The organism is Streptomyces viridochromogenes, assembly GCF_001270495.1.
Classification (GTDB): Bacteria; Actinomycetota; Actinomycetes; order Streptomycetales; family Streptomycetaceae; genus Streptomyces; species Streptomyces viridochromogenes_A.
This window is the reverse complement of the sequence record NZ_LGUR01000241.1, coordinates 63,725-86,164: the sequence shown is the minus strand read 5'-3', so window position 1 is coordinate 86,164 and position 22,440 is coordinate 63,725. Positions and strand designations below refer to the sequence as shown.

General features: G+C 69.5%; 19 protein-coding genes. 14 read left to right on the top strand and 5 right to left on the bottom strand.

Annotation, left to right across the window (positions count from 1 at the left end):
* Nucleotides 1–100 precede the first annotated feature (100 nt).
* The 8 genes from ADK36_RS37880 to mutM all read left to right on the top strand — a co-directional run bounded on the left by ADK36_RS37880 (nt 101) and on the right by mutM (nt 8,444).
* Nucleotides 101–3,322, top strand: coding sequence for a helicase-related protein (locus ADK36_RS37880; RefSeq protein WP_053200831.1), 3,222 nt, complete (start codon nt 101–103; stop codon nt 3,320–3,322).
* Nucleotides 3,323–3,370: 48 nt separating this feature from the next.
* The gene (gene rsmD / locus ADK36_RS37875; protein WP_267887441.1) at nt 3,371–3,991 is read left to right on the top strand and encodes a 16S rRNA (guanine(966)-N(2))-methyltransferase RsmD; all 621 of its coding nucleotides are present in this window, start codon (nt 3,371–3,373) and stop codon (nt 3,989–3,991) included.
* Nucleotides 3,992–4,017: 26 nt separating this feature from the next.
* Nucleotides 4,018–4,497 carry a pantetheine-phosphate adenylyltransferase gene (gene coaD, locus ADK36_RS37870; protein ID WP_048580638.1) on the top strand — a complete coding sequence of 160 codons (480 nt, stop codon included), beginning with the start codon at nt 4,018–4,020 and terminating at the stop codon, nt 4,495–4,497.
* Between the two features lie 58 nt (nt 4,498–4,555).
* Nucleotides 4,556–5,647, top strand: a complete 1,092-nt coding sequence (locus tag ADK36_RS37865) for an ATP synthase F0 subunit B (RefSeq protein ID WP_048580639.1) — start codon at nt 4,556–4,558, stop codon at nt 5,645–5,647.
* 119 nt (nt 5,648–5,766) lie between these two features.
* Nucleotides 5,767–6,432: a YceD family protein gene (locus ADK36_RS37860; protein WP_425315289.1), complete on the top strand. Its 666-nt coding sequence runs from the start codon at nt 5,767–5,769 to the stop codon at nt 6,430–6,432.
* A 2-nt stretch (nt 6,433–6,434) separates the two neighbouring features.
* The gene (rpmF, locus tag ADK36_RS37855) at nt 6,435–6,608 is read left to right on the top strand and encodes a 50S ribosomal protein L32 (RefSeq protein ID WP_003951102.1); all 174 of its coding nucleotides are present in this window, start codon (nt 6,435–6,437) and stop codon (nt 6,606–6,608) included.
* A gap of 7 nt (nt 6,609–6,615) precedes the next feature.
* Nucleotides 6,616–7,485: a ribonuclease III gene (rnc, locus tag ADK36_RS37850; RefSeq protein WP_199830341.1), complete on the top strand. Its 870-nt coding sequence runs from the start codon at nt 6,616–6,618 to the stop codon at nt 7,483–7,485.
* Nucleotides 7,486–7,583: 98 nt separating this feature from the next.
* Nucleotides 7,584–8,444: a bifunctional DNA-formamidopyrimidine glycosylase/DNA-(apurinic or apyrimidinic site) lyase gene (gene mutM / locus ADK36_RS37845; RefSeq protein WP_048580642.1), complete on the top strand. Its 861-nt coding sequence runs from the start codon at nt 7,584–7,586 to the stop codon at nt 8,442–8,444.
* Here mutM and ADK36_RS37840 read toward each other — a convergent pair.
* Complete coding sequence (locus ADK36_RS37840) at nt 8,417–8,818, bottom strand: winged helix-turn-helix transcriptional regulator (RefSeq protein ID WP_048580643.1); 402 nt, start codon at nt 8,816–8,818, stop codon at nt 8,417–8,419. The two genes, mutM and ADK36_RS37840, sit on opposite strands and share 28 nt — an antisense overlap.
* Nucleotides 8,819–8,902: 84 nt before the next feature.
* A complete protein-coding gene (locus ADK36_RS37835; RefSeq protein ID WP_053200826.1) occupies nt 8,903–10,045 on the bottom strand; it encodes a CAP domain-containing protein in 1,143 nt (380 codons plus the stop codon).
* A gap of 152 nt (nt 10,046–10,197) precedes the next feature.
* Here ADK36_RS37835 and ADK36_RS37830 point away from each other — a divergent pair, with 152 nt between their 5' ends.
* From ADK36_RS37830 to ADK36_RS37815, 4 genes are all read left to right on the top strand, one after another.
* Nucleotides 10,198–10,479: an acylphosphatase gene (locus tag ADK36_RS37830; RefSeq protein WP_078916141.1), complete on the top strand. Its 282-nt coding sequence runs from the start codon at nt 10,198–10,200 to the stop codon at nt 10,477–10,479.
* A gap of 383 nt (nt 10,480–10,862) precedes the next feature.
* On the top strand, nt 10,863–11,066 hold the full coding sequence (locus tag ADK36_RS37825; protein ID WP_030048901.1) for a hypothetical protein: 204 nt from the start codon (nt 10,863–10,865) through the stop codon (nt 11,064–11,066).
* 253 nt (nt 11,067–11,319) lie between these two features.
* Nucleotides 11,320–14,919 carry a chromosome segregation protein SMC gene (gene smc, locus ADK36_RS37820; RefSeq protein ID WP_053200824.1) on the top strand — a complete coding sequence of 1,200 codons (3,600 nt, stop codon included), beginning with the start codon at nt 11,320–11,322 and terminating at the stop codon, nt 14,917–14,919.
* Between the two features lie 285 nt (nt 14,920–15,204).
* Entirely contained in the window at nt 15,205–16,620 is a 1,416-nt protein-coding gene (locus ADK36_RS37815; RefSeq protein ID WP_048580647.1) for a sugar porter family MFS transporter, read from the top strand.
* A 136-nt stretch (nt 16,621–16,756) separates the two neighbouring features.
* Here ADK36_RS37815 and ADK36_RS37810 read toward each other — a convergent pair whose 3' ends face one another.
* Both ADK36_RS37810 and ADK36_RS37805 read right to left on the bottom strand, forming a co-directional pair.
* The gene (locus tag ADK36_RS37810) at nt 16,757–17,134 is read right to left on the bottom strand and encodes a hypothetical protein (RefSeq protein WP_048580648.1); all 378 of its coding nucleotides are present in this window, start codon (nt 17,132–17,134) and stop codon (nt 16,757–16,759) included.
* A gap of 52 nt (nt 17,135–17,186) precedes the next feature.
* Nucleotides 17,187–18,158 carry an LLM class flavin-dependent oxidoreductase gene (locus ADK36_RS37805; RefSeq protein WP_053200822.1) on the bottom strand — a complete coding sequence of 324 codons (972 nt, stop codon included), beginning with the start codon at nt 18,156–18,158 and terminating at the stop codon, nt 17,187–17,189.
* A gap of 105 nt (nt 18,159–18,263) precedes the next feature.
* Between ADK36_RS37805 and ftsY the strand changes: the two genes are divergently transcribed.
* Nucleotides 18,264–19,475, top strand: coding sequence for a signal recognition particle-docking protein FtsY (ftsY, locus tag ADK36_RS37800; RefSeq protein WP_048580650.1), 1,212 nt, complete (start codon nt 18,264–18,266; stop codon nt 19,473–19,475).
* A 121-nt stretch (nt 19,476–19,596) separates the two neighbouring features.
* Here ftsY and ADK36_RS37795 read toward each other — a convergent pair whose 3' ends face one another.
* Nucleotides 19,597–20,253, bottom strand: a complete 657-nt coding sequence (locus ADK36_RS37795; RefSeq protein WP_048580651.1) for a bifunctional DNA primase/polymerase — start codon at nt 20,251–20,253, stop codon at nt 19,597–19,599.
* 458 nt (nt 20,254–20,711) lie between these two features.
* On the opposite strand from ADK36_RS37795, the gene ADK36_RS37790 reads away from it, so the two are divergent.
* Nucleotides 20,712–22,205, top strand: a complete 1,494-nt coding sequence (locus ADK36_RS37790) for a hypothetical protein (RefSeq protein ID WP_053200820.1) — start codon at nt 20,712–20,714, stop codon at nt 22,203–22,205.
* The last annotated feature ends 235 nt before the right edge of the window (nt 22,206–22,440 follow it).

Below are 22,440 nucleotides of genomic sequence, written 5' to 3'. Positions count from 1 at the left end.
CATCCTAGAGCCGAAACGAAACGTCTGACCAGGGGCTTCCGGGACGTTTACCGGGACGGCCGCCGCGACCTCTACGGCATTGTCAGTGCCGTGGTGTGGAATGGATCTCGTGCCCGCACTGGAAGAACCACTGAAGAAAGTGCTCGGCCCTCCCACCGCGAAGGTGATGGCCGAGCACCTCGGCCTGCACACAGTCGGCGATCTGCTGCACCACTACCCGCGCAGATACGAGGAGCGCGGCCAGCTCACGCACCTGGCCGACCTCCCCATGGACGAGCACGTCACGGTGGTCGCCATGGTCGCGGACGCCCGTCTGCACTCCTTCGCCTCCGCCAAGGCCCCGCGCGGCAAGGGCCAGCGCCTCGAAGTCACGATCACCGACGGCAGCGGCCGCCTCCAACTGGTCTTCTTCGGCGCCGGAGTTCACAAGCCCCACAAGGAGCTCCTGCCGGGCACGCGTGCGATGTTCGCGGGCAAGGTCTCCGTCTTCAACCGCCGTCTCCAACTGGCGCACCCGGCGTACGAGTTGCTGCGCGGCGACGCGGAGGAGACGGTCGAGACCTGGGCCGGCGCCCTGATCCCCCTCTACCCCGCCACCGCCAAACTGGAGTCCTGGAAGATCGGCAAGGCGATCCAGACGGTCCTGCCCAGCGCCCAGGAAGCGATCGACCCGCTCCCGGACGCGCTCCGCGAGGGCCGCGGCCTGGTCACCCTCCCCGAGGCCCTCCTCAAGATCCACCGCCCGCACACCAAGGCCGACATCGAGGACGCCCGCTCCCGCCTCAAGTGGGACGAGGCCTTCGTCCTCCAGGTCGCCCTGGCCCGCCGCCGCCATGCCGACGCCCAACTCCCCGCGGTGGCCCGCAAACCCAAGCCGGACGGCCTCCTGACGTCCTTCGACGACCTCCTTCCCTTCACCCTCACCGAGGGCCAGCAAAAGGTCTCGCGGGAGATCTTCGACGACCTGGCGACCGAGCATCCGATGCACCGGCTGCTGCAGGGGGAGGTGGGTTCCGGAAAGGCTCAGCCTCTCGACTCGCTTGTGCTGACACCCGCAGGTTTCCGCCGTATGGGGGATGTGCGGAGGGGGGACGAAGTCGTCGTCCCGGACGGCGGGATCGCATTGATCGACGGGGTCTTTCCACAAGGGGAGCGTGATGTCTGGCGCCTGGTTCTTTCCGATGGAAGCTCCGTCGAGTGCGACGACGAGCACCTATGGATCGTCGGTACGAGCTGCGGATGGCACCGTGGCCAGGCTCCCAAGGTCATGACGACCCGGGAGATCCGTCTCGACCCGTACAAGGCGAACGGGGACCCCAAGTGGTACCTCCCTGCGGCCGCCCCGGTCGACCTGGGAGGCGATTCCGGACTTCCCCTCGACCCGTATCTGTTCGGTCTTCTCCTGGGCGACGGCTCATTCCGGCACAACCTGCGTCTGGCCACCATCGACGACGAGATCCGGGATGCCGCGGCGACAGCCGTGGCGCCCGTCTGCCGCTTGGTCCCAGTGAAGGGGTCCTCCTGTGACTACACGATTCAGCTGACGGATCGTGCCGGAGGCGTGCGCCATCCTGTGATCCAAACCCTGCGTGATCTGGATCTGTGGGGTGTGACGTCGCACGGAAAGTTCGTTCCCGACGAATTCAAGAACACCTCGATCAAGAACCGTCTCGCACTGCTGCAAGGCCTGCTGGACACAGATGGCACCGTTCAGTCGGACGGCATGAGCATCTCCCTTTGCTCGGCTTCGCGCAGGCTCGCGGACGACGTCGCCTGGCTCGTGCGGTCCCTGGGCGGTCGAGCGAGTGTGCTGCCGGAGAAAGCTGCCTTCAACGTCTCGGTGGCCATGCCTGACGAATACGCTCCCTTCCGGCTGACCCGCAAGGCCGAACGCGTACGGCCCAGGCCGAAATACGACACGTTCCGGCGTGGAATTCGCGCGGTTGAGTACGTAGGACGTAAGCCCGTCCAGTGCATCAGCGTCGCCCACCCGAGCCATGCCTACGTCACCGACCACTTCACGGTGACCCACAACACGATGGTGGCCCTGCGCGCCATGCTCGCCGTCGTCGACGCCGGTGGCCAGGCCGCCATGCTCGCGCCCACCGAAGTGCTGGCCCAGCAGCATCACCGCTCGATCGTCGAGATGATGGGCGAGCTGGCCGAGGGCGGCATGCTGGGCGGCGCCGAGCAGGCCACCAAGGTGGTGCTGCTGACCGGTTCCATGGGCGCGGCCGCCCGCCGCCAGGCCCTGCTCGACCTGGTCACCGGTGAGGCCGGGATCGTCATCGGCACCCACGCGTTGATCGAGGACAAGGTGCAGTTCCACGACCTCGGGCTGGTCGTCGTCGACGAACAGCACCGCTTCGGTGTGGAACAGCGCGACGCCCTGCGCGGCAAGGGCAAGCAGCCGCCCCACCTGCTCGTCATGACGGCCACGCCCATCCCGCGCACGGTCGCCATGACCGTCTTCGGCGACCTGGAGACCTCGGTCCTCGACCAGCTCCCCGCCGGCCGCTCACCCATCGCCTCCCACGTCGTCCCGGCCGCCGACAAGCCCCACTTCCTGGCCCGCGCCTGGGAGCGCGTGCGCGAGGAGGTCGGCAACGGCCATCAGGCGTACGTCGTCTGCCCGCGCATCGGCGACGAGGAGGACGACCCGAAGAAGACCGGCAAGAAGAAGTCCCCCGAGGACGAGGCCGAGAAGCGCCCGCCGCTGGCCGTCCTCGACGTGGCGGACCAGCTCGCCAAGGGACCGCTCCAGGGCCTCAGGGTCGAGGTCCTGCACGGCCGAATGCACCCCGACGACAAGGACGCCGTGATGCGCCGCTTCGCCGCCGGTGAGACCGACGTCCTGGTCGCCACGACGGTCATCGAGGTCGGCGTGAACGTCCCCAACGCCACGGCGATGGTGATCATGGACGCCGACCGCTTCGGCGTCTCCCAGCTCCACCAGCTCCGCGGCCGGGTAGGCCGCGGCTCGGCGGCGGGCCTCTGCCTCCTGGTCACCGAGATGCCCGAAGCCAGCGCGGCCCGCCAGCGCCTCAACGCGGTCGCCGCCACCCTCGACGGCTTCGAACTCTCCCGCATCGACCTGGAACAGCGCCGCGAGGGCGACGTCCTGGGCCAGGCCCAGTCCGGGGCACGGTCCAGCCTGCGGGTCCTGGCGGTCATCGAGGACGAGGAGATCATCGCGGAGGCACGGGAGGAGGCGGCGGCGGTTGTGGCGGCCGACCCGGAGCTGACGGGACTTCCCGGCCTGCGTACAGCCCTGGATGCCCTCTTGGACGAGGAAAGGGAGCAGTACTTGGAAAAGGGGTGAAGTGGACGTACCTCAGTGGCGCGGGGAACTGCGCGACCAGCCACACTGATACCTAAAGCCGCCCACCACCAAGGACCACAGATGACCCGCGTGATCGCCGGCGCAGCCGGCGGACGTCGTCTAGCCGTGCCCCCCGGCACGGGTACCCGCCCCACCTCCGACCGCGCACGCGAAGGTCTCTTCTCCACCTGGCAGTCCCTCCTGGGCGGCCCGCTGGACGGGGAACGGGTCCTCGACCTCTACGCCGGTTCAGGCGCGGTCGGCCTGGAAGCACTGTCCCGCGGCGCCGGCCACACCCTCCTCGTCGAGGCCGACGCCCGCGCGGCCCGCGTCGTCCGCGCGAACGTCAAGAGTCTCGGCCTCCCCGGCGCCGAGGTGAGGGCGGGCAAAGCCGAACAGATCATCCAGACCCCGGCGCCGACCGAGCCGTACGACCTCGTCTTCCTGGACCCGCCGTACCGAGTCACAGATCACGATCTTCGCGAGATTCTGCTCACACTCCGCTCGGGGGGCTGGCTCGCGCCGGAAGCACTCGTCACCGTGGAGCGCAGCACCAGAGGCGGCGAATTCCGGTGGCCGGACGGTTTCGAAGCGATCCGGGCCCGTCGTTACGGCGAGGGAACGTTTTGGTACGGTCGCGCCGCCTCCACGTGCGAAGACGCACGATGACCGGACCCGAGAGCGAGGGATCAGTAGTGCGCCGCGCCGTCTGTCCCGGGTCGTTCGACCCGATCACCAACGGACACCTCGACATCATTTCCCGCGCCTCCAGGCTGTACGACGAGGTCTACGTAGCCGTCATGATCAACAAGTCCAAGAAGGGCCTGTTGGAGGTCGACGAGCGACTCGACCTGATCCGCCAGGTCACGGCCGAGTACGGCAACGTCCGCGTCGAGGCCTTCCACGGCCTCCTCGTCGACTTCTGCAAGCAGCGCGACATCCCGGCCATCGTCAAGGGCCTGCGCGCCGTCAGCGACTTCGACTACGAGCTGCAGATGGCCCAGATGAACATCGGCCTGTCGGGCGTGGAGACGCTCTTCGTCCCGACCAACCCCACCTACAGCTTCCTGTCCTCCTCCCTGGTCAAGGAGGTGGCGACCTGGGGCGGGGACGTCTCCCACCTCGTGCCGCCGGTGGTCCTGGAGGCCCTCAACAAGCGCCTGCGCAAGGACTGATGGGGCTACAGTCGTCCCGTCCGTCTCCATCACAGCTGTAGAGAGTGGCGAGCACACGGTGGACGTGCAGAAGAAGCTCGACGAGATCGTCGCCTCGGTCTCAGGTGCCCGGTCGATGCCCATGTCGGCCTCGTGCGTGGTCAACCGCGCCGAACTGCTCTCGATGCTGGAAGAGGTCCGCGCGGCCCTGCCCGGTTCCCTCGCCCAGGCCCAGGAGCTGATCGGCGGTCGCGAGCAGATGGTCGAGCAGGCCCGCCAGGAGGCCGAGCGGATCATCCAGGGCGCGCACGCCGAGCGCGGCTCCCTGATCTCCGACACCGAGGTCGCCCGCCGCTCCCAGGCCGAGGCCGAGCGCATCCTCACCGAGGCCCGCAAGGAGGCCGAGGACGTCCGCGCGGAGGCCGACGACTACGTCGACTCCAAGCTCGCCAACTTCGAGGTCGTCCTCACCAAGACCCTCGGCTCCGTCGGCCGCGGCCGCGAGAAGCTCCTCGGCACCGGCCCCGGAGTCGACGAGCAGGGCTACGAGGACGAGGACGCCCCCGAGCGCAGCCACGACCCGGAGACCCTGCGCCGCACCGCCGACGAATACGTCGACATCAAGCTCGGCGCCTTCGAGGCGGTCCTGGCGAAGACCCTGGAGGCCGTCGGCCGCGGCCGCCAGAAGCTGCACGGCCGGATCGCCACCGACGACCTCGGCGCCCTCGCCGACGACACCGGCACCGTCCAGCACTCCAGCGACGCCGACTACCTCGCCGACCTCGCCGCGCTCGCGGAGCGGGACGCCCCGGCGGCCCCCGCCGAGCCGCCGGCGGCCGTACCGGCGCAGCCGCAGTACGACCCGCAGACCGCGCAGCCGGCGTACGGCTATCAGCAGCAGACCGCGGATCCGTACGGCTACCAGCAGCAGTACGGCGGCCAGCAGGACCCGTACGGCTACCAGCAGGCCGATCCCTACGCCTACCAGGGGTACGACCCCCAGCAGGCCGCGTACGACCCGAACCAGGCCCAGCACCAGACTCAGCACCAGGCCCCGCAGCAGGCCGCGCAGGGCGACCAGGGATACGCCCTCGACGAGACCAGCCTCTTCGACACCGGCATGATCAGTGCGGAGCAGCTGCGGGCCTACGAGCAGGGGCGAGGCCAGTAGGGATCGCCGGATTGGGCGGTGAGCGAAAGGTCCAGTATCCTGGCTCTTCGGTCGCGTGTACGTCCGCGATCAACGCTGCCCGGGAACACCGCAGGGCAGTGACCCTCTGAGCTCAGCAGATCGAAAGCAGGAATGGCGTGACAGCCCGCCTCGACCACCGCAACCCTCTCGTGTTCGACACGCACGAGCTGGGTCGGCGGCCCGGTGCGCTGCAGCGCCTGACCCGCACGATCGACGCCCCCAAGGACTTCGGTATCCAGGGGGTCATCGGAGTGCCGGAAGGCGCCCCGGTTGAGCTCGAACTCCGGCTCGAGTCGGTCATGGAAGGGGTGCTTGTCACAGGCACCGGCCGTGCACAGGCCGAGGGGGAGTGCGTAAGGTGTCTGGAGCCGCTTCAGCTCGACGTCGAAGCGGACTTCCAGGAGATGTTCTCGTACCCTGACGCCGACGATCGGGGCCGCCACCACAGCGCGGAACCCGGCGACGACGCCGAGGACGACGAGGACAGGCTCTTTCTCGAGGACGGCTTGTTCGACCTCGAACCCGTGCTGCGTGATGCGGTGGTGCTCGCACTGCCGATGCAGCCGGTGTGCCAGGAAGACTGCCCGGGACTGTGCGCCGAGTGCGGCGCACGCCTTGCGGACGACCCGGACCACCACCATGACGCCGTCGACATCCGTTGGGCGGCACTGCAGGGACTCGCCGGTTCACTCGGAGACGGCGAGAAGGACGAGATGAGCGGCGCCGAAGCGGAAGCGGGCGTCGACGAGAAGCAGGAGAAGTAGCCGTGGCTGTTCCGAAGCGGAAGATGTCGCGCAGCAACACGCGCCACCGCCGGTCGCAGTGGAAGGCTGCGGTCCCCACCCTGGTTGCGTGCGAGCGCTGCCACGAGCCCAAGCAGCAGCACATTGCGTGCCCGTCTTGCGGCACCTACAACAAGCGCCAGGTCCTCGAGGTCTGAGCGGCTGGTGAGAGGCACTGTGTCCACTGCCAAGAAGGCGGAAGACGCCAAGGCGGACCCAAACGCCCGCAAGAAGGCGGACAGCCAGGCCTCGTCCCACACGCTGTTGGAAGGGCGGCTCGGGTACAAGCTCGAGTCCGCCCTTCTGGTGCGTGCGCTGACCCATCGGTCGTACGCGTACGAGAACGGCGGCCTGCCCACCAACGAGCGCCTGGAGTTCCTCGGGGACTCCGTTCTCGGCCTCGTTGTCACGGACACGCTGTACCGCACCCACCCGGACCTGCCCGAAGGCCAGCTGGCCAAGTTGCGGGCCGCGGTGGTCAACTCGCGTGCGCTGGCCGAGGTCGGCCGCGGGCTGGAACTGGGCTCCTTCATCCGGCTCGGCCGGGGTGAAGAGGGCACGGGCGGCCGGGACAAGGCATCGATCCTCGCCGACACCCTGGAAGCGGTGATCGGCGCGGTCTATCTCGACCAGGGACTGGAATCGGCGGCGGAGCTGGTGCACCGCCTGTTCGACCCCCTGATCGAGAAGTCCTCGAACCTCGGAGCCGGCCTGGACTGGAAGACCAGCCTCCAGGAGCTCACCGCGACCGAGGGGCTCGGTGTTCCCGAGTACCTGGTCACGGAGACCGGCCCCGACCACGAGAAGACCTTCACTGCTGCCGCCCGCGTCGGAGGCGTCTCGTACGGCACCGGCACCGGCCGCAGCAAGAAGGAGGCGGAGCAGCAGGCCGCGGAATCCGCGTGGCGGTCCATCCGGGCCGCGGCGGACGAGCGCGCCAAGAAGGCGAAGGCGGCAGCGGATGCCGCTGAGCTGGACACCGGTGAGCCGGATTCCGCTGAGCCGGACGCCGACGCGCCGTCGGCCTCCGCCTGACCGAACAGAGCGATCCGAGCGCCCGTACCCCGCCGCGGGGCGGGCGCTCGGTCCATTCAGGGGCCCGACGGGCCACGCAGGTGTGTACGGGGGATCCCATGCCCGAGTTGCCCGAGGTCGAGGTCGTACGGCGCGGTCTGGAGCGGTGGGTCGCCCATCGCACCGTCGCCGACGCCGAGGTGCTGCACCCGCGTGCCGTACGCCGGCACATCGCCGGCGCGGACGACTTCGCACACCGTCTAAAGGGGCACCGCATCGGCACACCGAGCCGTCGCGGCAAGTACCTGTGGCTGCCCCTGGAGGACACGCACCAGTCGATCCTGGCCCACCTCGGCATGAGCGGTCAGCTGCTGGTCCAGCCGCAGAACGCGCCCGACGAGAAGCACCTCAGGATCCGGGTCCGGTTCGCGGACGCCCTCGGCACCGAGCTGCGCTTCGTCGACCAACGCACCTTCGGCGGCCTGTCGTTGCACGACAACACCGCCGACGGTCTGCCCGACGTCATCGCGCACATCGCCCGCGACCCCCTGGACCCGCTCTTCGACGACGAGGCCTTCCACCAGGCTCTGCGCCGCAAGCGCACGACCATCAAACGGGCCCTGCTCGACCAGTCGTTGATCAGCGGTGTCGGCAACATCTACGCGGACGAGGCCCTTTGGCGCACCCGCCTCCACTACGACCGCCCGACCGCGGCCTTCACACGCCCGCGCAGCCTCGAACTCCTGGGCCACGTAAGGGACGTGATGAACGCGGCCCTCGCGGTGGGCGGCACGAGCTTCGACAGCCTGTACGTCAACGTCAACGGTGAGTCGGGCTACTTCGACCGGTCGCTCGACGCGTACGGCCGTGAGGGGCTGCCGTGCAAGCGGTGCGGTACGCCGATGCGCCGACGGCCCTGGATGAACCGGTCCAGCTACTTCTGCCCGAAGTGTCAGAGGGCGCCGCGCGTCCCGTCGTAACGCTGACGTGCCTCCAGCACGTCGTCCATCTGCCCCTCCACGAAGTGGATGAGGGTCAGCAGCCGCTCGGCGACCCCGCGCCCCAGCGGCGTCAGCTCGTAGTCGACCCGCGGCGGGTTCGTCGGCTGGGCCTCGCGGTGTACCAGGCCGTCTCGCTCCAGGGCGTGCAGCGTCTGGGACAGCATCTTCTCGCTGACGCCGTCGACACGACGGCGCAGCTCGTTGAAGCGCAGCGAACCCTCGTACAGGGCGCCGAGCGTGAGTCCGCCCCAGCGACCCGTGACGTGCTCCAGCGTGCCGCGCGAGGGACAGGCCTTGGCGAACACGTTGTACGGGAGGTCCTGCGCCTCGGTTCCCTCCTGCTTGACGTCCATGACTTCAGCGTACTTCAATGCAGCGCTAACCTGTAGTTAGCGCTAACTGCGGCCGAGATCCGCCTGGGGTGCGGTGCTGTGCCCCTAGTACCCGAAGTCCTGCGTCCACCAAGGTCCGCCCGCACCGAAGTGCACGCCGACTCCCAGGGTCTTGAAGTCGCAGTTCAGGATGTTGGCCTTGTGGCCCGGGCTGTTCATCCAGGCATCCATCACCGCGGCCGCGTCGGCCTGGCCGCGGGCTATGTTCTCGCCGCCGAGGTCGGTGATGCCGGCCTTCGCGGCCCGGTCCCATGGGGACGCCCCGCCGGGGTCGGTGTGGTCGAAGAAGCCCCGCGCGGCCATGTCCTCGCTGAAGTCCTGGGCCAGGTCGGTGAGGGAGCTGTTGGCGGCGACCGCGCTGCAGCCGACCTGTGCGCGCTCCTGGTTGACGAGCTGGAGCACCTCGGCCGCGGCGGCGGCCTGGGCCGACATCTGCACGGGGGCGCTGGTCTTCTCCCGCTCCGGCTGCTTCTCCTTCTCCGGCGCCTTCGTGGCCGTACGAGAAGGAGTCTCCTTCGGCTTCTGGCTGGGCGTGGCCGACGGCTTCTTCGACGGGGTCTTCGTCGGTGCGGCCGACGACGTCGACGGGGCCGGCGAGGTGGGCCGTTCGACGTCACGGCTGGTCGAGGAGCCGCTGTCGTGGCTGTCGGCGCTGCCGGACGTGCCGCCCTGCTCGATCGGGGCGTTGGTCGGCGTGTCGGCGGCCTGCACCTTGTCCGCGCCGTTGCCGCCGCCGAGCTGGTAGTTGTCGATGCCGGGCACCACGCCCGTGGCGACCGCGACCGTGCCCAGGGCGACCGCCGCGGAGACGCCGAGCAGCCCGGTCTTCACCGGTGCCACGGCCTTCTTCTTGCGACGGCGGTGCGAGCCGCCGCCGGGGCGCCGGGAGCCCGTGCTGGGCGTGAAGCCGTCACTGCGGAACGCGGCGGTCTCGTGGTCCGGGAACGTCGTGGTGCCGGTGATCCGGTCGTAGTCGTCGTCCGAGGCGAACAGGTAGGCGTCGCTCTTCGCGTAGGCCTCGGCGTACGCCTCCGGGTTCAGATAGGGCGCGATGCCCATCGTCGGGCGGTCGCCGCCGTACGAGTCCCGTGGGTCGTGGCCCTCCGTGTAAGAGCCGTCCGTATGTGTGACCCCCGTGGCGCGGCCCGTGGCGGCGCGGCCGGCGGCGGAGCGTCGGTGGCGTCCCATGTCCTGGCCTTCCTCGTCCCTGCGGTCTCAAGATCCCCACAGAACTCACTCGATCGTGTGAGTTTCATATGGGATTCATTGGGTGGGGACGGTACCCCATAGCGCCAGAGGAGGAAGTGCCCAGAGAGACATTGGCCCGTTAGGTTGCAGTCATGAGCGAGGATGTACGGCTGGTCGCCTGGGTGCGTGGACGCGTCCAAGGTGTGGGTTTTCGCTGGTTCACGCGGGCCAAGGCCCTCGAGATCGGCGGCCTGAGTGGTTTTGCTCTCAATTTGGACGACGGCCGGGTCCAGGTGGTCGCGGAGGGCACGCGGGAAGGCTGTGAAGGGCTCCTCGGTTGGCTTGAGGGAGACGACACGCCCGGGCGGGTCGACGGTGTCACCGAGATCTGGGACACACCCCGCGGGGGTTACGACGGCTTCGCCATCCGCTGACCCGATTCTGTAAATCGTCCCTGGCGCAAGCGGAGGGACCTGCCACTGGCAACTGCCCCGAGCAGAAATGAGCAGGTGGTTGCCAAGAAGCGCTCGTGATGGCAGGCTCCGCACTCAAGGATGATCGCCACGCCCCGAGGGCCCCGCAGGAGTCGCCGCGCAGCCGCTTTTCGGCCGTGTGCCCCCGGGTTGCCCGCCAATACGGGGCGTGATCGTGTTGACCGTCAAACTTTTTGGTGAGACGCTGAAAGCCCCGCGCACCTTCGCTGTTTGGCGTGGCTGAACGGCAGTACAACTCCAGGCCTGCCAAGCAACCGCGGGTGCGAAATCCCTCACGACCCACACCGCTTCGGTCGGTCACTCAGTGTGGAGGACCATCCATCATGGCAAAGGCGCTTCTCGGTTACGTCGGCGGCTCCGACCCTCGACTCCTCGCCGAGATGCGACGGCTCCAGCAGCGCGTACAGGACCTGGAATCCGAGCTCGGACGAATCCAGGCGGAGAACGACGCGCTGACGGCTGCCGCTTCTCACGACAGGATCATGGAGAGCATCGACGCACACCAGGCGGAGCCTGCGCTCACCTGATCACTGCATCGCTCCACAACAGCAAAAGCAGTGGTTGGGCGGCCCGTATCCAACCGCTAAGTAGTTGTTCAGACGACTGGTAGGTCAGCCGTCAGAAGTTGCAAGGGACGCTTCGGCGTCCCTTCTTTCTTGCCCCCGCTTACTGCCCCGCGCATCCTTTCACCCTCTTTAACGTCTGGTGTGCCCTGCACGTTCATCGGTGAAACCGCGGGTTCATGGAGTGGGATACCGGCGGAAGGTAGAGTCCAGCGGCGTGCACCTCAAGGCCCTGACCCTCCGCGGGTTCAAGTCGTTCGCCTCGGCGACCACGCTCCGGTTCGAGCCGGGGATCACGTGCGTCGTCGGACCGAACGGCTCGGGCAAGTCCAATGTCGTGGACGCGCTCAGCTGGGTCATGGGTGAGCAGGGTGCCAAGTCGCTGCGCGGCGGCAAGATGGAGGACGTCATCTTCGCCGGCACCACCGGCCGTCCGCCACTTGGCCGTGCCGAGGTTTCGCTGACCATCGACAACTCCGATGGCGCACTGCCCATCGAGTACGCCGAGGTCACCATCACGCGGATCATGTTCCGCAACGGCGGCAGCGAGTACCAGATCAACGGCGACACCTGCCGTCTCCTCGACATCCAGGAACTCCTCTCCGACTCCGGCATCGGCCGTGAGATGCACGTCATCGTCGGCCAGGGCCAGCTCGACTCCGTCCTGCATGCCGACCCCATGGGCCGCCGCGCCTTCATCGAAGAGGCCGCGGGCGTCCTCAAGCATCGCAAGCGCAAGGAGAAGGCCCTCAGGAAACTGGACGCGATGCAGGCCAACCTCGCGCGCGTGCAGGACCTGACGGACGAGTTGCGCCGGCAGTTGAAGCCGCTGGGCCGCCAGGCGGCGGTGGCGCGCAGGGCCGCCGTCATCCAGGCGGATCTGCGCGACGCCCGGCTCCGCCTCCTCGCCGACGATCTCGTACGGCTCCGGGAGGCGCTCCAGGCCGAGGTCGCCGACGAGGCCGCGCTCAAGGAACGCAAGGAAGCCGCCGAGCAGGAGCTGAAGAAGGCGCTCCAGCGCGAGGCTCTCCTGGAGGACGAGGTACGGCAGCTCACGCCACGCCTCCAGCGGGCCCAGCAGACCTGGTACGAGCTGTCGCAGCTCGCCGAGCGGGTGCGCGGCACGATCTCGTTGGCCGACGCGCGCGTGAAGAGCGCGACGTCCGCGCCGCCGGAGGAGCGGCGGGGCCGAGAACCCGAGGACATGGAGCGCGAGGCCGCCCGCATCCGTGAGCAGGAGGCCGAACTCGAAGCGGCCCTGGAGGCGGCCGAGCGCGCCCTGGAGGACACGGTCGCCCACCGCGCCGAACTCGAACGGGACCTCACTCAGGAGGAACGGCGTCTGAAGGACGTCGCCCGCGCCATCGCCGACCGCCGCGAGGGCCTGGCCCGGCTGAACGGGCAGGTCAACGCGGCCCGTTCGCGTGCGGCCTCCGCCCAGGCCGAGATCGACCGCCTGGCCGCCGCACGGGACGAGGCCCAGGAGCGGGCCTTCGCCGCGCAGGAGGAGTACGAGGTACTGAAGGCCGAGGTCGACGGCCTGGACGCCGGCGACGCGGAGCTCGGCGAGCAGCACGAACAGGCGAAGCGGCAGCTCAGCGAGGCCGAGGCCGCCCTCACGGCAGCCCGGGAGGCGGCCACTGCGGCGGAGCGCAGGCGGGCCGCGACCCAGGCCCGCCATGAGGCGCTGGCGCTGGGGCTGCGCCGCAAGGACGGCACGGGGATACTGCTCGGCGCGAAGGACCGCCTCACGGGACTGCTGGGCCCGGCGGCGGAGCTGCTCACGGTGACGCCGGGCTACGAGGTCCCGCTGGCGGCCGCTTTCGGGGCAGCGGCGGACGCCGTGGCGGTCACCTCACCGTCGGCCGCGGCAGACGCGATCAGACTCCTGCGCAAGCAGGACGGCGGACGGGCGTCGCTGCTGCTGGCGGGAGCACCGCAGGACGCCGGTACGGCAGCCGACCCAGGGGGCGCGGGGAACCGCGCGACCAGTCACAACGAGCCCGCAGCCGCCAGACAGCAACACGCGGCGGACTTCGTCCGCGGACCTTCCGACCTGATGCCGGCAGTACGACGCCTCCTCCACAACATCGTCGTCGTCCCCACCCTCGAAGACGCCGAGGAACTCGTCTACGCCCACCCCGACCTCACCGCCGTAACCGCCGAAGGCGACCTCCTCGGCGCCCACTTCGCCCACGGCGGCTCCGCCGGGGCGCCGAGCCTCCTCGAAGTACAGGCGTCCGTGGACGAGGCCGCCGCCGAACTGGAAGAGCTGGCCGTCCGCTGCGAGGAACTCACCGAGGCCCAGCACGCGGCGGCCGAGCGTCGCAAGGCATCCGCCGCGCTCGTCGAAGAGCTGGGGGAGCGGCGCCGGGCTGCCGACCGGGAGAAGTCGGCGGTCGCCCAGCAGCTCGGCCGGCTCGCCGGCCAGGCAAGGGGCGCGGCGGGCGAAGCGGAGCGTTCCGTCGCCGCCGCCGCGCGGGCACAGGACGCCCTGGACAAGGCCCTGACGGAGGTCGAGGAACTGGCCGAGCGGCTCGCCGTCGCCGAGGAGATGCCGGTCGAGGAGGAGCCCGACCCGTCGGTACGGGACCGTCTCGCCGCCGACGGGGCCAACGCCCGCCAGACCGAGATGGAGGCGCGCCTCCAGGTCCGTACGCACGAGGAACGCGTCAAGGGACTCGCCGGCCGCGCCGACTCCCTCGACCGCGCCGCCCGAGCGGAGCGCGACGCACGCGCGCGTGCCGAGCAGCGGCGGGCCCGGCTGCGGCACGAGGCGGCCGTCGCGGAAGCCGTCGCTTCCGGAACCCGGCAGCTGCTCGCGCACGTGGAGGTCTCCCTCGCCCGCGCCGACGAGGAGCGCACCGCCGCCGAGGCCGCCAAGGCCAGGCGCGAGCAGGAACTCACTGTCGCCCGTAACCAGGGCCGCGACCTCAAGGCCGAACTCGACAAGCTGACCGACTCGGTGCACCGGGGCGAGGTCCTCGGCGCCGAGAAGCGGATGCGGATCGAGCAGTTGGAGACCAAGGCGCTGGAGGAGCTGGGCGTGGAGCCCGCCGGGCTCGTCTCCGAGTACGGCCCCCACCAGCTCGTACCGCCCTCCCTGGCCGCCGAGGGCGAGCAGCTCCCGGAGGACCCCGAGCACCCGCGCAACCAGCCCAAGCCCTTCGTCCGGGCCGAGCAGGAGAAGCGGCTCAAGGCCGCCGAGCGGGCCTACCAGCAGCTCGGCAAGGTCAACCCGCTCGCCCTTGAGGAGTTCGCGGCGCTGGAGGAACGGCACAAGTTCCTCAGTGAGCAGCTGGAAGACCTGAAGAAGACCCGCGCCGACCTGCTCCAGGTCGTCAAGGAGGTCGACGAGCGGGTCGAGCAGGTCTTCACCGAGGCATACCGGGACACGGCCCGGGAGTTCGAGGGTGTCTTCAGCCGGCTGTTCCCCGGTGGCGAGGGACGGCTGATCCTGACCGATCCCGACAACATGCTCACCACAGGTGTCGACGTCGAGGCACGTCCTCCCGGCAAGAAGGTCAAGCGGCTGTCGCTGCTCTCGGGTGGTGAGCGTTCACTCACCGCGGTCGCGATGCTGGTGTCGATCTTCAAGGCCCGGCCGAGCCCGTTCTATGTCATGGACGAGGTCGAGGCAGCCCTCGACGACACCAACCTCCAGCGGCTGATCCGCATCATGCAGGAGCTGCAGGAGGCCTCGCAGCTGATCGTGATCACGCACCAGAAGCGCACGATGGAGGTCGCCGACGCGTTGTACGGCGTCTCCATGCAGGGCGATGGTGTGTCAAAGGTCATCAGCCAGCGGCTTCGCTAGCGCCGGCTTCGGCCGCTTTCGGCTGCGGCGCCGCCGTGGCTTGTCGCGTCCACGCGGCGGAGCCGCACATCGACACAGCCCCGCGCCCTTTGGTCGGCCTCACCCCAGTTTCTTCAAGAAGTGAACACACGTCACCCAATCGCGTCTCGAAACTCACAGCGGCTCGACTATTGACTTCGAAACTTGAAGGCATAGTCTCTGCAACGTTGCTTTTATCTTCAGGTATCACTACTTGGAGCGGCTGACCCCCACCCGGCAGCGTTGCCGGTGGCCCGAGGAGTACACGTGACCAGCACAGCGCAGGCACCGACGTCAGGAGCCAGGACGGCTCACCCCGAACATCTCGGGCACGTCGTCTTCATCACCGCGGCGGCCGCCATGGGCGGCTTCCTCTTCGGCTACGACAGCTCCGTGATCAACGGAGCCAACGGCGGCATCCAGGCCCGGTTCGACCTCAGCTCGGGCGTCACCGGGACCGTCGCCGCCAGCGCCCTGCTCGGCAGCGCCGTGGGCGCCGCGATCGCCGGCCGCATAGCCGACCGCATCGGCCGCATCCGCGTCATGCAGATCGCGGCGGTGCTGTTCGCCGTGAGCGCCGTAGGTTCGGGACTGCCGTTCGCCGCGTGGGACCTCGCCGCCTGGCGTGTCCTCGGCGGCATCGCCATCGGTATGGCCTCGGTCATCGGCCCGGCCTACATCGCCGAGGTCGCCCCGCCCGCCTACCGCGGCCGGCTCGCCTCGTTCCAGCAGGCCGCCATCGTCATCGGCATCGCCGTCTCCCAGCTCGTCAACTGGGCCATCCTCAACATGGCCGACGGCGAGGAGCGCGGCAGCGTCGCGGGCCTGGAGGCCTGGCAGTGGATGCTCGGCGTGATGCTCGTACCCGCTGTGGTCTACGGCCTGCTGTCCTTCGCGATCCCGGAGTCCCCGCGCTATCTGATCAGCGTCGGCCGCGTCGAGGACGCGAAGAAGGTGCTCGCCGACGTTGAGGGCGGCGCGGACCTGGACGCGCGCGTGACCGAGATCGAGCAGGCCATGAAGAGCGACCACAAGTCGACGTTCAAGGACCTGCTGGGCGGCCGGTTCGGTCTGCTGCCGATCGTGTGGATCGGCATCGGCCTCTCCGTCTTCCAGCAGCTGGTCGGCATCAACGTCATCTTCTACTACTCGAACCTGCTGTGGCAGTCCGTCGGCGTCGACCCGTCGAGCTCGTTCTTCTACTCGTTCGAGACCTCGATCATCAACATCATCGGCACCGTGATCGCGATGATCTTCGTGGACCGTATCGGCCGCAAGCCGCTCGCCCTCATCGGCTCCGTCGGCATGGGCGTCGCGCTCGCGGCGGCCGCCTGGGCCTTCTCCTTCCAGAACGGCAACGACCCGCTGCCGACCGCGCAGGGCTACGTCGCGCTGATCGCCGCCAACGCCTTCGTCCTCTTCTTCGCCATGTCCTGGGGCGTGGTCGTCTGGGTCATGCTCGGCGAGGTCTTCCCGAACAAGATCCGCGCCGCCGCCCTGGGCGTGGCCGCCTCGGCCCAGTGGATCGCCAACTGGGTCATCACGATCACCTTCCCGGACCTGTCGGACTGGAACCTGTCGCTCACCTACGTCATGTACGCGGTGTTCGCCTTCCTCTCCATTCCGTTCATCCTCAAGTTCGTGCCCGAGACCAAGGGCAAGAAGCTGGAGGAGATGGGCTGAGCCTCCAGAAGGGCTCCCGAACTCGGGGGGAAGGGCCAAGTCCCCGCTGCCCCTCTCCCCGTATCCCCGCCGCCGCCCCGGCTCGGCCACTGCCCGAGCCGGGGCGGCGGTTTCGTACGTCACCGACTTCCGTACGTCACCAGATGAGGACGCCGCCGCCGATCTCCACGGCCTTGAGGGCGCTCTCCTCGATGATCCGCAAACGCAGCTCGATCCCGTCCCGGTGTTCCTCGACCGTCCGCGGGTGCTCCGTGCCGTGAGCGATCGCGTCCAAGTGGGCGCGCAGCAGTGCGACCTCGCTCAGGAACTCCGGCACCTGCTCGGCCTCCACCTCCAGATCCCCCTCGGCCAGCACGGGGAGGAAGCGCGCACCCAGCGAGCGCACGAACTGAGACCCCCACACGGTCCTACGCCAAGACTCGAAGCCGCCGGACTGATAGACGTCGTCCGGCACGTCGAGTATCTGCCATTTCCCGTCCGGTTCCCGGACGAACACTTCCACCAGCAGACTCATGCGCCCAGTGGATCAGCCGCCGCCCGGCCGGGCCATCGAATATCCGCGAGGGTCAGTGGCCCAGCGCCGGAAGCACCTCCTGCGCGAACAACCGCAGGCTCCGCCACCCCTCCTCCACCGGCATCCCGCCCGACAGCGGATGCAGCACGTAGTTGTCGAACCCCAGGGCCACACACTCCTCGGGCGTCACGATCCGGTACACGCCCTCCGCACGCAGCTCCTCCACCGTCGTGGCCCCCGACTTCACGGCGGACCGCACGTCCCCGGACTGCCAGGACGCGTACGTCCGCGCCTCGTGCAGGAAGTGCCCGCCGTACCGAGCCCAGGCCCGGTCGGGATCCTCGGCCACGTGCAGCAGCGGTGTCTCCGCGGGCGGCATCATCGTCCAGCCCTCGGTGCCGTACTCGACGAGCCGCTCCTTGTAGTACGCCTCCAGCTCCGGCAGATGCGCGCTGGGGAAGAAGGGCAGGCCGAGCCGGGCGGCCCGGCGGGCGGCGGCCTGCGAGGAGCCGCCGACCAGCAGCAGGGGGTGCGGGTCGGTGAACGGGCGCGGAGTGATCCGTACCGTACGGCCCCGGTACTCGAACTCCTCGCCGGTCCACGCCTTCAGCAGCGTCTCCAGCAGCTCGTCCTGGAGCTTGCCGCGCCGCTTCCACTCCACGTCGAACAGGGCGTACTCCTCGGGCCGGTACCCGATGCCTGCGACGGTCACCAGCCGGCCGCCGCTCAGCAGATCCAGTACGGCGATCTCCTCGGCCAGCCGCAGCGGGTCGTGCAGCGGGCCGATGATCGCCGAGACGGTGACCGCGATCCGCCGCGTCGCGCCGAAGACCGCGGCCGCGAAGGCGAACGGCGACGGGAGCCAGTTGTTCTCGGCGCCGTGGTGCTCCTCGGTCTGCACGGTGGTGATGCCGTGCTCGTCGGCGTAGGCGGCCATCTCCAGGGCCGCCCGGTAGCGGGCGGCGAGCGAGGCGGGGGTCGCGTCGGGCTCGACGAGGTTGAAGCGTACGACCGTGACGGGCATGGGGGTCCCCCTTCACCGGGCGGGTGTGGGGGAGGACGTTAGCTGACGGTGTGTCAGACATCCATAGGGGTGTCGCCGGGCTCCATGGCCGATACTGGACGCGTTATGGACATCCTCATCCTTGCTGTAGTCATCGCCGTGGTGGTGCTCGGCGCGCTCGGCGGGCTCATCGTCGGCACGCGCCGTAAGAAGCAGCTGCCCCCGCCGCCCCCCGCCGCCCCCGACATCACCGCCCCTCCGGCCGAGCCGCACGTCGGCGACGAGGCCGAAACGCCGCGCGACGAACCGCGCCGGACCATAGAGGAGGTGGACCTTCCGGGCGGCGGAGCACCGACCGCCGTCGAGGAACCGCCGGTCGTCGAAGAACTCCCGCCGACCGAGATCGAGGTCCCGGAGCCCACCGCCGGCCGCCTGATCCGCCTGCGCGCCCGGCTCTCCCGCTCGCAGAACGCGCTCGGCAAGGGGCTGCTCACGCTCCTGTCGCGCGAGCACCTCGACGAGGACACCTGGGAGGAGATCGAGGACACCCTCCTCACCGCCGACGTCGGCGTGCTGCCGACCCAGGAACTGGTCGACGGGTTGCGCGAGCGCGTGAAGGTCCTCGGCACCCGCACCCCCGAGGAGCTGCGCGGCCTGCTGCGCGAGGAGCTGCTCAAGCTGGTCGGCACCGACTTCGACCGCACGGTCAAGACCGAGCCGGAGGCCAGCAAGCCCGGCATCGTGATGGTCGTCGGCGTGAACGGCACCGGCAAGACCACCACCACCGGCAAGCTCGCCCGCGTCCTCGTGGCCGACGGCCGCAGCGTGGTCCTGGGCGCCGCCGACACCTTCCGTGCCGCCGCCGCCGACCAGCTCCAGACCTGGGGCGAGCGCGTCGGCGCCTACACCGTGCGCGGGCCGGAGGGCGGCGACCCCGCCTCCGTCGCCTTCGACGCGGTGAAGGAGGGCAAGGAGATGGGCTCCGACGTCGTCCTCATCGACACCGCCGGACGTCTGCACACCAAGACCGGCCTCATGGACGAGCTCGGCAAGGTCAAGCGCGTCGTCGAGAAGCACGCGCCCCTGGACGAGATCCTGCTCGTGCTGGACGCGACGACCGGGCAGAACGGTCTGGTCCAGGCCCGGGTCTTCGCCGAGGTGGTCGACATCACCGGCATCGTGCTCACCAAGCTGGACGGCACGGCCAAGGGCGGCATCGTCGTCGCGGTCCAGCGCGAGCTGGGCGTCCCGGTGAAGCTGATCGGGCTGGGCGAGGGCGCCGACGACCTGGCGCCGTTCGAGCCGGAGGCGTTCGTTGACGCCCTTATCGGGGAGTGAAACCACCTACCGAATTTGGTATGTGCTCGCAGAAGCGCCCGCCCTCCCAAGGTGCAGTTGGGGGACGGGCGCTTCGCTGTGTACGGCTGTGACGCTTGCGCTTCGTGATACGCCCTATGCCCTACGCCCGTGACCGATGCGCCACGTAAGCCAACGTCCCCAGCACCAATCGCGCCGCCGGCGGCTTCGAAGCCGTGTCCAGCTCGGGGGGACGCAGCCAGCGCACCGGTCCCAGGCCGCCGCGGTCGGAGGGCGGGGCCGTGATGGACGTATCGGAACCGAGGCCGCGGAGGTCGAGGTGGGTCGGGTCGTCCCAGCCCAGGCGGTAGAGGAGCTCGGGGAGCTCGGCGGCGGCACCCGGCGCGACGAAGAACTGGGCGCGGCCCTCGGGGGTGGCGGTGACCGGGCCGAGGGGGAGGCCCATGCGTTCGAGCCGGGCCAGCGCGCGGCGTCCGGCGGGCTCGGCCACCTCGATCACGTCGAACGCCCGCCCGACCGGCAGCATCACCGAGGCGCCCGGGAACTCCGACCACGCCTTGCTGACGTCGTCGAGCGTGGCTCCGGCGGGGATGTGGGGTGCGAAGTCGAGGGGGTGTGCGCCGGGCGCGCCACAGTCGGAGCGGCCGCACGAACAGGCGCCCGCCGCGGCCCGCGCGCCGGGCACCACGTCCCAGCCCCACAGTCCGGTGAACTCGGCGACGGCGGTGCACTCCGAGGAGCGGCCGCGTCGACGCGAGCCGGATCGGATCTCCCGGATGCCGCCGATCGTGAAGCCCATGCCCCCTCCAACGGGTCCAGCGCGCGGGTGGTTACGGCGCGGATGCGGAACGTGACCCTGTGTGTTCTTGGGTGGCCGGTTACCCGCCGGCGCCGCTCGGCTCACGCGGCGCTCGGAAGCATCCAGGGTTGTGGGCTCGGCGACGCGCGCCTCTGAGTGCTTCGCTCCGCCCACTTCCGGCCGTCCTATGTCAAGTGAATCGTGTGGAGGCGGCCGTTAGTTCATTCGAAGGGGTGGCGAATGGTGGCGTTTCCGGGATCGCCATGGCTGTGGGCGTGATCGTAGGATTACCGTGTGTGCATGAGCCTTCGGGGCACATGCACTCGTGGGTATGCCGGGGGCAAGTCGGCTTTCCGTTCGAAGGGTGACAATTGGCGGACGGTCGACCGTATTTACCGGCATTCTGATAGGGCTTGGCGCACTCGGTGACAAGTGGTCCAAGGGATGGGGGCGTTCCAGTGAGCGGCAACAGCGGAAGCGGTACGAGTGCTGGTGGCGCATCGCACGCTGACAAGCGCCCGAACGAGCTGCTCGCGTCCTGGTTCGTGCGCAGCGGCTGGTCGAAGGGTGAGCTCGCCCGCCAAGTGAACCGCCGCGCCCGCCAGTTGGGCGCCAACCACATCTCGACCGACACCTCCCGTGTACGCCGCTGGCTCGACGGCGAGAACCCCCGCGAGCCGATCCCGCGGATCCTGTCCGAGCTGTTCTCCGAGCGGTTCGGCTGCGTCGTCTCCGTCGAGGACCTCGGCCTGCGTGCCGCCCGGCAGTCACCCTCCGTGTCCGGCGTCGACCTGCCCTGGACGGGCCCGCAGACGGTGGCCCTGCTCAGCGAGTTCTCGCGCAGCGACCTGATGCTGGCGCGGCGCGGCTTCCTCGGGAGCTCGCTGGCCCTGTCCGCGGGCCCGGCCCTCATCGAGCCGATGCAGCGCTGGCTGGTCCCCGCGCCGCCCGCCCCGTACCAGGAGTCCCGTCCCGTCCCGTCCTCACGCGCGCGTGGCCGGCTGTCCAAGCCCGAGCTGGACCTCCTGGAGTCCACCACCGTGATGTTCCGCCAGTGGGACGCCCAGTGCGGCGGCGGCCTGCGCCGCAAGGCGGTCGTGGGCCAGCTGCACGAGGTGACCGACCTGCTCCAGGAGCCCCAGCCCGAGGCCACCACCAGGAGGCTCTTCAAGGTCGCCGCCGAGCTGGCCGAGCTGGCCGGCTGGATGTCGTACGACGTGGGGCTCCAGCCCACCGCGCAGAAGTACTTCGTCCTCGCGCTGCACGCCGCCAAGGAGGCGGGCGACCGGCCGCTCGGCTCGTACGTCCTGTCCAGCATGAGCCGCCAGATGATCCACCTGGGCCGGCCCGAGGACGCCCTGGAGCTGATCCATCTCGCGCAGTACGGCAGCCGGGACTGCGCGAGCCCGCGAACCCAGTCGATGCTGTATGCGATGGAGGCCCGCGCGTACGCCAACATGGGCCAGCCCGGCAAGTGCAAGCGGGCGGTCCGGATGGCCGAGGACACCTTCACCGAGGCCGACGACTGGGACGAGCCGGACCCGGACTGGATCCGCTTCTTCTCCGAGGCCGAGCTGTACGGCGAGAACTCCCACTCCTACCGCGACCTCGCCTATGTCGCGGGCCGCAGCCCGACGTACGCCTCACTCGCCGAGCCCGTGATGCGGCAGGCCGTGGACCTGTTCGCGAAGGACGGCGAGCACCAGCGGTCGTACGCACTGAACCTCATCGGCATGTCCACGGTGCACCTGCTGCGGCGCGAACCGGAGCAGAGCGCGGTCTACGCGGAGCAGGCCATGCACATCGCCAAGAAGGTGCGCTCCGAGCGCGTCAACACTCGTATCCGAAAGACGGTCGACACGGCTGTACGCGATTTCGGGGACCTCGCCGAGGTCGTGGACCTGACGGACAAGCTCGCCGTGGAGCTGCCGGAGACCGCGGAGGCGGTCTGAAGCTTCGCGTGCAATCGCGGCGCGACCCCTGAACCCCGGCCGCGGCCGGCCCTCCCGAACTGCCCGACTCGGCTCCCCCATGCCAGGTCATCGGAAGGCCGACCGCGGCCGGTTCTCTGCCTCCCCCTTTGAAGGTTGCGCCAAGATAACGATCAGCCCACCCACAATCCGGCAGTTCATCGAGGCGTAACACAAGGGGCGCCTTCGTCACGGCGGCGAAACAACGAGGGGCTTC

Bases quoted from the DNA above. Each gene is read 5' to 3' on its own strand.
- ADK36_RS37835 (WP_053200826.1), bottom strand. From the start codon at position 10,045: ATGGGACGCCACCGACGCTCCGCCGCCGGCCGCGCCGCCACGGGCCGC.
- ADK36_RS37825 (WP_030048901.1), top strand. From the start codon at position 10,863: ATGGCAAAGGCGCTTCTCGGTTACGTCGGCGGCTCCGACCCTCGACTC.
- mutM (WP_048580642.1), top strand. From the start codon at position 7,584: ATGCCCGAGTTGCCCGAGGTCGAGGTCGTACGGCGCGGTCTGGAGCGG.
- ADK36_RS37840 (WP_048580643.1), bottom strand. From the start codon at position 8,818: ATGGACGTCAAGCAGGAGGGAACCGAGGCGCAGGACCTCCCGTACAAC.
- ftsY (WP_048580650.1), top strand. From the start codon at position 18,264: ATGGACATCCTCATCCTTGCTGTAGTCATCGCCGTGGTGGTGCTCGGC.
- ADK36_RS37810 (WP_048580648.1), bottom strand. From the start codon at position 17,134: ATGAGTCTGCTGGTGGAAGTGTTCGTCCGGGAACCGGACGGGAAATGG.
- ADK36_RS37805 (WP_053200822.1), bottom strand. From the start codon at position 18,158: ATGCCCGTCACGGTCGTACGCTTCAACCTCGTCGAGCCCGACGCGACC.
- ADK36_RS37880 (WP_053200831.1), top strand. From the start codon at position 101: ATGGATCTCGTGCCCGCACTGGAAGAACCACTGAAGAAAGTGCTCGGC.
- ADK36_RS37830 (WP_078916141.1), top strand. From the start codon at position 10,198: ATGAGCGAGGATGTACGGCTGGTCGCCTGGGTGCGTGGACGCGTCCAA.
- ADK36_RS37795 (WP_048580651.1), bottom strand. From the start codon at position 20,253: ATGGGCTTCACGATCGGCGGCATCCGGGAGATCCGATCCGGCTCGCGT.